Here is an 11,546-nt window from a genome sequence, read left to right as displayed (position 1 = left end):
GTCGCTTGCATGAATGACACCGATTTTAGGTTACTTTCTTACACCCGTGCGGCGCGGATCGTTCCAGCGGAAGGTATTGTCGCTGACCGCTTCGCCGAATTTCTGGTTGGTCAGGCGGATCGTCGTGCGGTTGTTCTGGCTGTCGAGCGCGACCCAGCCCTGCAGCATCAGCCCGCCCGGTGCGCTCGCGTTGCGGACGAACACCAGCGTGATCCGGCCATATTCGGGATGCTTGGGATCGTTCGCCTCGACCGACACGATCCGCTGGTCGTAGCCGGGGACGAGCTTGGCATAGCGCGTGACGTCGCGCGTCGGATCGAGCAGAACGCCCAGCGGCGAGTTCTTGATCGGCCAGCGTTGCACCTGCTTCACAGAATAATCGATGAAGGTCAGCGCGCCGCCCTCCGCGACGATCAGGATCGGCACGCCCTTTTCATACTGGAAGCGCAACTTGCCGGGCTTCTTCAGCGTCAGCACGCCGGTCAGCACCTTGCCGTTGCGATCCGCCTGCGAGAAATTCGCGGTCATCGTCTCGACCGATTGCAGGTGCTTCTGCACGGCGGCGAGGTCACCGGTCGCCTGCGCGGCGATCGGGGCAGGCACGGCGGCGACGGACAAAGCGGCGATCGTCGCGATCACCGCGGGGCGGGTATTGAACATCGAAATCTCCTCAAGGCGCGACCGTTGCCCGCCCGCGCTTGAACCGCCACTGAATTCGGCGAGTTCCCTCAGAGCGGGCGGCTACAGCGTGATCGCGCCCTTCAGGCCGAGCACCGCGACGTCGTTCGCGTCGTGTACGCCGCCGGGGTTGTGGACCCACTGCACGTTCGGGCGCAGTTCCAGCCACTTGGTCGGGTGGACGCTGTAGTAGATCTCCGACGCGTATTCCGCATCCTGCACGGCAGGCCGCGTCGGATCGAGTGCCTGGCCCTTCGCTACGCGCCCGTTGACGTTGGTCCGCGCCACGCCGAAGCCGAGGATGTCGTTCGGCCGCCACGGCACTAGCCCCTTGTAGAACAGCCCCGCGGCGATCTGGTTGTCGGTGGTCGAGGTCGCGCGGTCGGCCTGCGTCGCGTTGAGGAACACGCTGAGTCCGGTGACCGACTTGCCGTCCTTAGACGTGCCGGTGATCTGCTGCTGGATGTTGAGATACACCCCGTAGCGTGCGTTGCGGCGGAGCGGTTCGAGCCCCGTGATCGCGATCGGCCGGCGGTTCACATCGTAGAACACGTCGTCGCCGTTCGAGGTGTTGACCCAGCCGCCGACCTTGTACGCACCGACCCGACCGTCGTCGGCGCCGCGTCGCCATTCTGCCTCGACGGGGATCAGAGCGCCGGTCGCGCCGTGGAAATGGCCTATCACGAAGTCGTTATCGAGGTTGCGCGGGTTCACTTCGTAGGCGGCGGTCTTCAGCGTCAGGTGATCGTTGACGTCGTAGCGTAGTCGCGCGCCCCATTGGCTGATCGGCCAGTTCTGCCAGTAATCGCCGTTCAGATTGCCCGGCGGCGCACCGCAGAAGCTGAGGTTCTGGAAATAACACGAGAAGGACGCGAAATCCTCGCCCGGATTGGTGCGGCCGATCTTTAGTTCGAGCTTTTCGCCGAGCATCTGCTCGTACCAGAATTGCGTCAGCCGGACGGTCTGCCCGCGGCCATACACTTCCTGCACCTGTTGCAGCACGCCGAGATTGGCGTCCGCACCTAGATCGCGGCCGCGGCGGTAGGTAACGGTCGCCTGGAATGCGCCGCCCCTGAGGCCGACGACCTTGTCGAGATCGAGCAGCACGCCGACGTCGAACTGGCCGGTTTCGCGCAGCAGCTTCCGGTCGCCGCCGGAAAAATTATACGCGCTTTCCGAGGCATAGCGTGCGCTGACCCCGATGCCGCGATCGGCCAGACGTTTGCGGATATCGAACCAGTCGGCGAACAGGCCAGGCGGCGGTGTACGCTGCGTATCGGCGGTCAGCGCGGAGGGGGAGAGATCGCTGTCACGGCGCACGCCGGAGCGCGGGCGGTGCTGCGTGTCGGTCGCGCTGCTGCCGGGGATCTGCTTGGCGGTATCCTGCGCGGAGACCTGACCGGGTAGGGCGAGCGCCACCGCTGCCGCAAACAACCGCCGATACTGCATTACGCCCACCTGTTTTTCGTAACTTGTATCAACCCCGTATACCGGGCGTCGGCCGATCGAAACCCCGGTCTGCGTGCGCCACTTAGTGAAGGGCGCCCCTCCCAGTTTTCCCGCGAAGGCGGGAGCCCAGGGTTCCAGACGACATCGTTCTTGGTTCCTGGACCCCCGCGTTCGCGAGGGAACAGCGAGGGCAAACGATAGCGCGGGCAGCGCTAGATCGCATGCCCCTCGGTATCGCGCAGCACTTCGCGGCGGCCGACATGATCCGGCCGCCCGACGATGCCGTCCTTCTCCATCCGCTCGATCAACCGCGCAGCCGAGTTGTAGCCGATCCGCAACTGACGCTGGAGCCACGAGGTCGAGGCCTTCTGCGACTCGCAGACCAGCTGGATCGCCTGGCGATATTGCTGGTCTTCCGCCGAATCCTCACCCGTCGGCGAGCCCTCCAGCGCGAAGCTCTCCTCGGGCTCCTCGGTCACCGACGAAATGTAATCCGGCAGCCCCTGCGAGCGCCAGTGATCCGCCACCAGCCGCACTTCGTCATCGGTCACGAACGGCCCGTGCACGCGGACGATGCCCTTGCCGCCAGGCATGTAGAGCATGTCGCCCTTGCCCAGCAGCTGCTCTGCGCCCTGTTCGCCGAGGATGGTGCGCGAATCGATCTTCGAGGTGACGTGGAAGCTGATCCGGGTCGGCAGGTTGGCCTTGATCACGCCGGTGATGACGTCGACCGATGGCCGCTGCGTCGCCATGATAAGGTGGATGCCCGCCGCGCGCGCCTTCTGCGCAAGCCGCTGGATGAGGAACTCGACCTCCTTGCCCGCGGTCATCATCAGGTCGGCGAGCTCGTCGACGATTACGACTATCTGCGGCAGCACGTCGTATTCGAGCTTTTCCTCCTCGTACATCGGCGCGCCGGTATCCGGATGATACCCCGTCTGCACTTTCCGCCCGAGCGGCTGCCCCTTGGCCTTCGCGCCACGCACCTTGTCGTTGAAGCCGGCAAGGCTGCGCACGCCCACGGAGGACATCTGGCGATAGCGATCCTCCATCGTCTCGACCGCCCATTTCAGGGCGCGCACGGCCTTTGCAGGGTCCGTGACGACCGGCGACAGCAGGTGCGGGATGTCGTCGTACATGCTCAGTTCGAGCATCTTCGGATCGATCATGATCATCCGGCACTGGTTCGGCGTCAGCTTGTACAGCAGCGACAGGATCATGCTGTTCAGGCCGACCGACTTGCCCGAGCCAGTCGTCCCTGCGACCAGCAGATGCGGCATCGGCGCGAGATCGGCGATCACCGAATCGCCCGCGATGTTCTTCCCCAGGATGATCGGCAACTGCGCCGACTGGTCCTCGAACGTCTGGCTGCCGACGAGTTCGTGCAAGCTCACCGCCTCGCGCCGCGCATTCGGCAGTTCGATGCCGATCACGTTGCGCCCCGGGATCACCGCGACACGCGCGGAAATCGCGGACATGTTGCGCGCGATATCGTCGGCCAGCGCGATCACGCGGCTTGCCTTAATGCCGGGCGCCGGCTCCAGTTCGTACATCGTCACGACCGGGCCCGGCCGCACCTCGATGATCGATCCCTTGACGTGGAAATCGTCGAGCACGTTCTCCAGCAGCCGCGCGTTGCGCTCCAGCCCCGCCTTGTCGATCACGTTGCCCTGGCTCGGCGGCGACGGGGTCAGCAGGTCGAGGCTCGGCAGCGTGAAATTATCGCGCAGGTCGAGCGACGACTGGCGCTCCTTGGGTTTCGCCTGCGACGGTGCGTTCTGGCGATCGGCGATCACCGGCGCTGGGCGCGAATCGGGTTCGGCGACCGCACGCGGCTCGACCGGTTTGCGCGTCAACGTCAGCGGCTCGGCGTCGTCCTCGATCTCCGCAAAGCCGTCATAGCCCAGCGCCTCGGTGCGATTGCGGCGGGGAAGGCGCCATTTGCGCTCGCCGAGATCGATCTCGATGCTCTTGCCCCAGACGATCGCACCCGCGATCGCGGCGACCAGCCCGATTGCGCGGGCGGACCAGAGCTCGGCAACCGGCTGGCCGATAAAGCTCAACGCCCAGTGGACGGCGCTGGAGACCGACAGGCCGATCACGCCGCCCCAGCCGGCGGGGAGCGCGAGCACCGACGTGCCCGATACGAACGCCAGCGCGCTCGCCATCAGCGCGACGCCAATCGCCGCGCCGCGCACCATCCGCACCCAATGCCCGAGCGGCGCGTCACGCCACAGTCGCATCCCGAGAATCGGCCCAATCGGCAGCAACAGCGCGACGGCGGGCCCGAACAGGGTGAGCGCGATGTCCGCGAACCAGGCACCCGGCGGCCCGACCAGATTCGCGGGGTCGCCGCCCGATGCGGTGTTCAGCGCGGGATCGCTCGGGTGATAGCTCGCCAGCGCCAGCGCCATCAGCAGCGTGCCGACGAACAATGCGATCGCCGCGATCAGCGCGCCGCTGCGGACGGCACCCGCCTTCACCGTCTCACGCCACAAGGCTGGCTGCGCGCGGCTGGCCATGACCCGTATTCTCCAGATTCACCATGATATGTAGAGATTCTCTACAATAGAGAATGCATCGCGCCGGGCGGGCTGAACGTCAAGGTAACCACGCGACAACACGGGTTAAGCTGCGCCCGGATCGTCGTTGGCAGCGACCGGCTACCGGGATACAGCGCGACCATGGACACAGATGTAATCATCCTCGGTGGCGGGCTGGTCGGCGCGACGCTCGCCGTGGCGCTCGACGTGCACGGCATCTCGACGATCGTGATCGACCCCGCCGACCCCGCGATAACGCTGGCGCCCGGCTTCGACGGCCGTGCGTCGGCAGTCGCGAGCGCGAGCCACCGGATGCTCGACGCGATCGGCATCGGCGCGACGCTGGCGGGGCAGGGCTGTGCGATCCGCCAGATTCGGGTGAGCGATGGCCTCGAACCCGGCGCGCTCGATTTCGTCCCCGCCGCGGACGATGGTGCGCTCGGCACGATGTACGAGAACAAGCTGCTCCGCCGCACGCTGTTCGATGCCGCGACTGCCGCGCCGCATGTCGACCTCCGCATGCAGACGCGCGCGACGTCGGTCGACCGCGCCGAATCGGGCGTCACCGCCACGCTGGACTCGGGCGACGTCATTCGCGCGCCGCTGTTGATCGCCGCGGAGGGCCGCAACTCGCCGACGCGCGAGGCCGCCGGGATCACGATCGCGCGCTGGTCCTACGAGCACACCGCGATCATCGCCGCGTTCCATCACGAGCGTTCGCACGAGGATGTCGCGTACGAGATCTTCTACGCGAGCGGCCCGTTCGCGCTGCTCCCGCTTCCGGATGATGCCGATGGCCATCGCTCGGCGATCGTCTGGACGGTCGACGCGAAGAACGCTCCCGGCATGCTGAAACTTGGCGACCGAGCGTTCCTCGCGGAAGCGGAAAAGAGCATGGGCGGCTTCCTCGGCACGCTGTCGATGGCGACGCCGCGGTCGAGCTACCCGCTCGGCTTCCACCACGCCGCGCGCATCACCGACACGCGTCTCGCATTGGTCGGCGACGCCGGCCACGGCATCCACCCGATCGCCGGACAGGGGCTCAACCTGGGTTTCCGCGACGTCGCCACGCTCGCCGAGGTACTGGTCGAGGGCAAGCGCCTCGGCCTCGACCTCGGCGATGCGGCGCTGCTCGCGCGCTACCAGCGCTGGCGCGGGCTCGACACGTTCATGACCGCGGCGGCCACCGACACGCTCACCCGTCTGTTCGGCCTCCCCGGCAAGACCGCCAGCGCCGTCCGCCGCTTCGGCATCAGCGCGGTCAATGCGATCCCGCCGCTCAAGGATCGATTCATGGCGGAAGCACGCGGTGAATCGGGTGACTTGCCCAAGCTGTTACAGGGTCTCAAGACCTGAGGCCGACAATCTGCCTGTCGTGAACGCGGGATAGCAGGAGCAACGCGAGTATGGCGCCGACCAGGCACATCAGCATGTCCCACTGCGTATCCCACGGATCGCCCTGCGTCCCGAGAAACGCGTCCGCGCCTTGGCCGAGCGCGACGGCGGCGCCGAACTCGATCAGTTCGTACAAGGCGCTGACGGACAGGCAGTAGGCGAGGACGGTGACGATCAGGAGCCGACTGGACGCGATGCTGCCGGTCCGGACAAGGATCTCGCGCAGCACGATCGCGGGCACGAAGCCCTGCATCAGATGGCCGAACCGAACATAGGGATTGCGGGCGAGATGCAGCCAGTCCTGTACCGCGAAACCGACCGGTACGCGCGCATAGGTGTAAGCGCCGCCTAGCATGAGAACGAGGCCGTGGAGCGCGATCAGCACGAGGGCGAGCGTCGTGAACGCGAAGCTGCGTCGCAGGGCGACCAATATGGGGAAGGCGATGAGGACGGGTGCGATCTCCATCCACCACGTCGCGCGATCGGCTGGCGCCCAGCCGGATGCCAAGAGCCCGATCGACCACAGGATTGCCAATATGGGAAGCCGGCGGTCGGTCGAGGTCATGATGCGCTTTCGTCGAAGGACAGGGTCCTTGTAAGGGGCCCTCCTAATCGATCAGCCGGTCTTCAGCCACTGGCGGAGCAGCGCGGTGACTTCGCCGGGACGCTCCATCGGCGCGAGGTGGCCGCAGGAGCGCAGCATGTGGAACCGCGAGCCCTCGATCCGCGCACTCAGCGCGCGTGCGTCGTCGGGGGTGCAGATCAGGTCGCGGTCGCCGACCGCCACGAGCGTCGGGACGTGGATCGCGGCGATCGCGTCGCTGATGTCGGGACGCGCGAGCAGCGCGCGTTGCTGGCGTTCGAAGACGGTCTGGCCGACGCGCTCCGCCATCGCCTGTGCGGGGCCGGCGACGATCGCGGTCAGGCGCGGGTCGGCGTGCGGCGCGGTGGCGAGCAGGCCCTGGCCGACGACGGTGCGCGGGCGCACTTCCATCGACGCGCGGGTGCCGAACAGCGCGATCCGCTCGATCCGGTCGGGGGCTTGCCGCACCATCTCCATCGCGACGTAGCCGCCGAGGCTGACGCCGGCGACCGCGAACCGCGGTGGTGCGCTGGCAAGCACGCGTGCGGCCATTTCGGACAGCGTATCGTCTTGGGAGAGGTCGCCGAACTCCACTTGCGCGATCCCGGCGAGGTCGACGATCTGGCGGGCCCAGAGCTGGCCGTCGCAGCCCATCGCGGGGAGCAGCATCAACGGTGTACGCGGTCGGACCATGCGAAATCTCCGGTAGCGGCGAGTTGCGGGGATGCTCACCTCAGGCGACGAACGGGAAGGCGAGCGCGATCATGCCGACGATCGTCATCACGACGCACACGGCGATCGCGGGCACGAGCGTGAAGCGCTGGTGATCGGCGAGGTCGATCCCGACCAGGCTGACCAGCAGGTAGGTCGACGGCACCAGCGGGCTGAGCAGGTGGACCGGCTGGCCCATCAGCGATGCACGGGCGATCGCCTCGGGTGCGACGCCGTAATGCGCGCCGGCCTCGGCGAGGATCGGCAGCATCCCGAAATAGAACGCGTCGTTCGAGATGAAGAAGGTGAACGGCATGCTCAGCACCGCGGTGATCGGCGCCATGTACGGCCCGAGCGCGGGCGGGATCACACCGACCACCGCCTTGCTCATCGCCTCGACCATGCCGGTGCCGCCGAGGATGCCGGTGAAGATGCCCGCCGCGAAGATCAGCGAGACGACCGCGAGCACGTTGCCGGCATGCGCGGAGATGCGCTCCTTCTGGTCGGCGACGCCGGGATAGTTGACGATCATCGCGATCGCGAACGCCAGCATCATCAGCACCGACAGCGGGAGAATGCCCCACACCAGCAACGTCAGCAGCGTGATGACGAGCGCGGCGTTGAACCAGATCAGCTTGGGACGGCGTGCCTCGGGATATTGCGAGACGGCCATGCCGGTGAACTCGGTGTCCGCGGTGATCCCCGCCTCACCCATCCGGACGCGTTCCTTGCGCCCGAAATACACCGCGAGCCCGATCAGGAAGGCGAGGCCGGCGATCATGCCGGGGATCAACGGCAGGAACAGCGTCGCGGGATCTAGCTTCAGCGCACTCGCTGCGCGCGCGGTCGGTCCGCCCCACGGCGTCAGGTTCATGATCCCGCTCGTCGTCATCAACAGGCAGACGAGGTACAGCCGGTTCATGTTGAAGCGCTTGTAGAGCGGCAGCAGCGCGGCGATCGTGATGATGTACGTCGTCGAGCCGTCGCCATCGAGGCTGACGAGCGCGCACAGCACGACCGTCCCGATCAGGATCCGCATCGGATCGCCGTGGACCATCCGGATCAGCCGTCCGACCAGTGGATCGAAGAGGCCTGTGTCGGTCATCGTCGAGAAGAACAGGATCGCGAACAGCAGCATCACGCCGGTCGGCGCAAGGTTCTTGATACCGTCGATCATCATCGGGCCGAGACCCGCGGCCTCACCCGCGAATACGCCGAAGATCGAAGGGATCACGATGAGCGCGACCAGCGGCGTCATCTTCTTGGTCATGATCAACGTCATGAACGTGGCGACCATCAGGAAGCCGAGCAGGGCAAGGTTCATCGCATCGTCCTAGGAAAGGGCGTGAATAGGGGGGTGGGGGTGGCAGGCATCGCCGAGGTTATCGTCGCGGGGGCCGCCACGAACACTCCGTCATCCTGACGAAAGTCAGGACCCAGGGTTACGGAGCGTGGTCCCTTGTGGCTCTGGATCCTGACTTTCGTCAGGATGACGGAGGGGTGGGGCCGGGCCGTCGTGGCAGATCGCATGCCGGCCAGCATCAGAAGGTGACGCCGACGCGGGCGCTGAGCGTCTGCCCGCTATCGTTGCCGACATAGTCGCCGGCGCGGTTGTCGGTGTTCCACTGGATCGCGTTCACCTGGAAGCGGGTGAAGGAGTTCAAATACCAGTTGACCCCGACGGTCGCCGCCCAGCCGTCGCCGCCGGTCAGCAGATTGTCGAAATCGAGGCTTTCGTAGCGTGCGGTCAGCTCGATCGCGCCGACCCCGCCGTCGAAGGTCGGCTTCAACACCTTGGGCTGGCCGAAGCTGCCGAGCCGCGGGTTGTACGGCGGCAGGTCGCCGGTCAGGAACAGACCGCCCGAGACGCTCCACGCCTTGCTGACGAAATCGGGACGCCCGCCGTCGAGCCGCGCGTTGCGACGGCCCGCCTCGCCCATCACCCACAACGGCCCACGATAGCCGCCGAGCTCGACCCCGTAGCCGGTCGTGCCCGTGCCGCCGATCAGCGGGCCTGTCGACACGCGCAGCGCACCGTTGAAGCGGCCGCCGATCACCGTGTTGCGAGTCAGCGTGCCCGCCACCGACGACAGCGACTCGTCGAAGCCCCAGGCACCGAGATGGAGCACGCCGGTGTCGGACTTGATCGGGTTCCAGTGCGCACGGCCGAGCACCGTGCGGCTGTCGCCGACCGTCTGCGTCCCGTCGATCCGGTCGCCGGTGATCGTCACCGATGCGTGGCCGGTCTTCCAGAAGATGCGCGGCATGATCCCTACGCCGTAGAAACCGCGCTGTGGGATGATCGCGGTCGAGACCGTGGTGCGCTCCAGGAACGGGGTCGAGTCCGAGCCGGTCGAGCCTTCGAAGCCGCGATCGTTGAACAGGTGCCCCGCGCGGACGTCGTAGTCCAGGCCCGGCTTGATCTTGTTGCGCCAGCCGACGAACGCGGTGACGACGTCGACCTCGTTCTCCGAGAAATCGCTCTCGAACTGGTAGAAGAAATGCGTGCCGACGCCGCCTTCGAGACCGAGGCGCAGCGCGCGCATGCCGGTCGTGGTGATGTTGCGGCCGTCGTACTTCGAGCCGAAGCTCGAGCTGACGTCGGTCAGGATACGGCCGCGCGGCTTGAACGTGTAGACCCCGTCCGCCGAGTGGAAGACAGGCAGCCCGGCGCCCCATTCGGTGGTCACGCCCGACGGATTGTCACGTGCGGCAACCGCCTGCGCGACGCTGCGGTCGGCGGGGCCCGGAGGCGCGAGCTGCGGCGCGAACGGTACCGTGCGACGCGGCTCGGTGTTCTGCGCGACGGCCTGCGGTGCGATTTGGACGGGCGGCACGGGCGCGGACGCCTGCGCGACGGCGGCGACGTTCTCCAGCCGGTCTAGCCGCGACTTCAGCGCGGCGATCTCGGCGGCCTGCGCACGGACCAGCGCGGCAAGGTCCGCGTTGCTCGGAGCTTGGGCCAGCGCCGGCGTCGCGGCGATCAGCGCGAGTGCGGCGCACCCGGTACGGAAGAGAGTCATTGTTGGGCTCCGGTGGCGAGAATCGCGGTCCAGTCGCGCAGGAAACGCTGGCGCTTGACGCGGTCGAGGTTGACGAGAAGTTGTTGCCCCACGCGGATCGGTCGCGCCTGGCTCGAGGGAAGACGGCGGGCGGAAACGTCGGTACGGACCGGCCACAGGCTGCGCCTGGCGAGCAGCGACTGGCCCTCGCGCGACAGCAGGAAATCGAGGAACAGCTTCGCCGCCGCGGGGTGCGCGGCCTCGCGCGCGATGAACGCGATCCGCGACGTGACGATAGTATAGTCCTGGAGGAACGCGACGCCGATGCGGGGATCGGTCCGCGCGCGTTCCACCGCGTACGAGCCGATGACGTTGTACGCGAGGGCCTGCCGCCCCTCGGCGACGCCGCGCAGCATCGGCTCGCTGGTCCGCGACAGCACGGGCTTGGTCGCGGCGATCGCCTCCAGCAATGACCGCGTATCGCGCGTGATCGCGAGATCCTCCGACAGGTACAGATAGCCGACATTCGAGCGCGCCGGATCGAACGTGGTCACCCGGCCTGTCAGGGCGCGCGCATTCTTCCGCAGCCATGTCTCCAGCGCGGCGTGCGTGCGCGGCACCTGAGCGGGCGGCACGAGGCGCTTGTTGTAGACGATCCCGATCGGCTCCGCGGTGACGCCGAAGCCCATGTTCTTCCACACCGACACCGGCGGCAGCGCGGGCTTTTCGGGGCTCGCATAGCCCTGTGCGAAGCCGTCGTTGATCAGCTTGACCTGCAGGTCCATCGCCGACGACCAGACGAGATCGGCGGACATCTTTTTCGCGCGCGTCTCGGTGACGAAGCGGCGGTACATCTCGGTCGAGCCGATGTCTGCGTAGAGTACGGTGATGCCCGGATACCGCTTCCGGAACGCGGCGACGACCGGCAGCAGTTCGGCACGATCGGCATTGCCGTAGATCCGCACCTGCCGCTCGGCACGCGCGTCGGAGATCAGCTGGTCGTAGGAGCGGGGATAATTGGCAGGGCGCTGTGCCACGGCTGTCGCGGCAAGCGCCGACAGCCCGGTCAGTATCGCGATCTTCATTAAAATGCGTGCCATCATCACTCTCCTCGCCTTCCGTCTCTGTGTTCGGATAGACTGCAACGGTGGAGTACGAAGCGAACCTGTCACCAACCTTTCACGC

The 11,546-nt window shown here is 66.8% G+C and carries 9 protein-coding genes; 1 reads left to right on the top strand and 8 read right to left on the bottom strand.

Annotation, left to right across the window (positions count from 1 at the left end):
• Positions 1-30 precede the first annotated feature (30 nt).
• From IFR23_RS15765 to IFR23_RS15755, 3 genes are all read right to left on the bottom strand, one after another.
• Positions 31-660, bottom strand: coding sequence for a LolA family protein (locus IFR23_RS15765; RefSeq protein ID WP_192976713.1), 630 nt, complete (start codon positions 658-660; stop codon positions 31-33).
• An 81-nt stretch (positions 661-741) separates the two neighbouring features.
• Positions 742-2,127 carry a carbohydrate porin gene (locus IFR23_RS15760; protein ID WP_192976712.1) on the bottom strand — a complete coding sequence of 462 codons (1,386 nt, stop codon included), beginning with the start codon at positions 2,125-2,127 and terminating at the stop codon, positions 742-744.
• 212 nt (positions 2,128-2,339) lie between these two features.
• Positions 2,340-4,649, bottom strand: a complete 2,310-nt coding sequence (locus tag IFR23_RS15755) for a DNA translocase FtsK (RefSeq protein WP_192976711.1) — start codon at positions 4,647-4,649, stop codon at positions 2,340-2,342.
• Between the two features lie 162 nt (positions 4,650-4,811).
• Here IFR23_RS15755 and IFR23_RS15750 point away from each other — a divergent pair, with 162 nt between their 5' ends.
• Positions 4,812-6,026 carry a UbiH/UbiF/VisC/COQ6 family ubiquinone biosynthesis hydroxylase gene (locus IFR23_RS15750; RefSeq protein ID WP_192976710.1) on the top strand — a complete coding sequence of 405 codons (1,215 nt, stop codon included), beginning with the start codon at positions 4,812-4,814 and terminating at the stop codon, positions 6,024-6,026.
• Here IFR23_RS15750 and IFR23_RS15745 read toward each other — a convergent pair.
• The 5 genes from IFR23_RS15745 to IFR23_RS15725 all read right to left on the bottom strand — a co-directional run bounded on the left by IFR23_RS15745 (position 6,016) and on the right by IFR23_RS15725 (position 11,461).
• Positions 6,016-6,630: a DUF2238 domain-containing protein gene (locus IFR23_RS15745; protein WP_192976709.1), complete on the bottom strand. Its 615-nt coding sequence runs from the start codon at positions 6,628-6,630 to the stop codon at positions 6,016-6,018. The two genes, IFR23_RS15750 and IFR23_RS15745, sit on opposite strands and share 11 nt — an antisense overlap.
• A gap of 51 nt (positions 6,631-6,681) precedes the next feature.
• A complete protein-coding gene (locus IFR23_RS15740) occupies positions 6,682-7,341 on the bottom strand; it encodes an alpha/beta fold hydrolase (protein ID WP_192976708.1) in 660 nt (219 codons plus the stop codon).
• A 40-nt stretch (positions 7,342-7,381) separates the two neighbouring features.
• On the bottom strand, positions 7,382-8,683 hold the full coding sequence (locus IFR23_RS15735; protein ID WP_056064457.1) for a CitMHS family transporter: 1,302 nt from the start codon (positions 8,681-8,683) through the stop codon (positions 7,382-7,384).
• Between the two features lie 217 nt (positions 8,684-8,900).
• Complete coding sequence (locus IFR23_RS15730) at positions 8,901-10,382, bottom strand: OprO/OprP family phosphate-selective porin (protein ID WP_192976707.1); 1,482 nt, start codon at positions 10,380-10,382, stop codon at positions 8,901-8,903.
• Positions 10,379-11,461 (bottom strand): ABC transporter substrate-binding protein, encoded by a 1,083-nt coding sequence (locus IFR23_RS15725; protein WP_192976706.1) that lies wholly within the window; start codon positions 11,459-11,461, stop codon positions 10,379-10,381. The genes IFR23_RS15730 and IFR23_RS15725 overlap by 4 nt, the downstream gene beginning before the upstream one ends.
• Positions 11,462-11,546 lie beyond the last annotated feature (85 nt).

Origin of the sequence: Sphingomonas sp. CFBP 13603 (assembly GCF_014892665.1) — a bacterium.
GTDB lineage: Bacteria > Pseudomonadota > Alphaproteobacteria > Sphingomonadales > Sphingomonadaceae > Sphingomonas.
Note: the sequence above shows the minus strand (reverse complement) of the source record. Positions and strands in the feature narration are given on the sequence as shown.

What these genes read in the sequence shown, in the direction of transcription:
- IFR23_RS15730 (WP_192976707.1), bottom strand. Translation starts at nt 10,382, where the DNA reads ATGACTCTCTTCCGTACCGGGTGCGCCGCACTCGCGCTGATCGCCGCG.
- IFR23_RS15755 (WP_192976711.1), bottom strand. Translation starts at nt 4,649, where the DNA reads ATGGCCAGCCGCGCGCAGCCAGCCTTGTGGCGTGAGACGGTGAAGGCG.
- IFR23_RS15740 (WP_192976708.1), bottom strand. Translation starts at nt 7,341, where the DNA reads ATGGTCCGACCGCGTACACCGTTGATGCTGCTCCCCGCGATGGGCTGC.
- IFR23_RS15725 (WP_192976706.1), bottom strand. Translation starts at nt 11,461, where the DNA reads ATGGCACGCATTTTAATGAAGATCGCGATACTGACCGGGCTGTCGGCG.
- IFR23_RS15760 (WP_192976712.1), bottom strand. Translation starts at nt 2,127, where the DNA reads ATGCAGTATCGGCGGTTGTTTGCGGCAGCGGTGGCGCTCGCCCTACCC.
- IFR23_RS15735 (WP_056064457.1), bottom strand. Translation starts at nt 8,683, where the DNA reads ATGAACCTTGCCCTGCTCGGCTTCCTGATGGTCGCCACGTTCATGACG.
- IFR23_RS15750 (WP_192976710.1), top strand. Translation starts at nt 4,812, where the DNA reads ATGGACACAGATGTAATCATCCTCGGTGGCGGGCTGGTCGGCGCGACG.
- IFR23_RS15765 (WP_192976713.1), bottom strand. Translation starts at nt 660, where the DNA reads ATGTTCAATACCCGCCCCGCGGTGATCGCGACGATCGCCGCTTTGTCC.
- IFR23_RS15745 (WP_192976709.1), bottom strand. Translation starts at nt 6,630, where the DNA reads ATGACCTCGACCGACCGCCGGCTTCCCATATTGGCAATCCTGTGGTCG.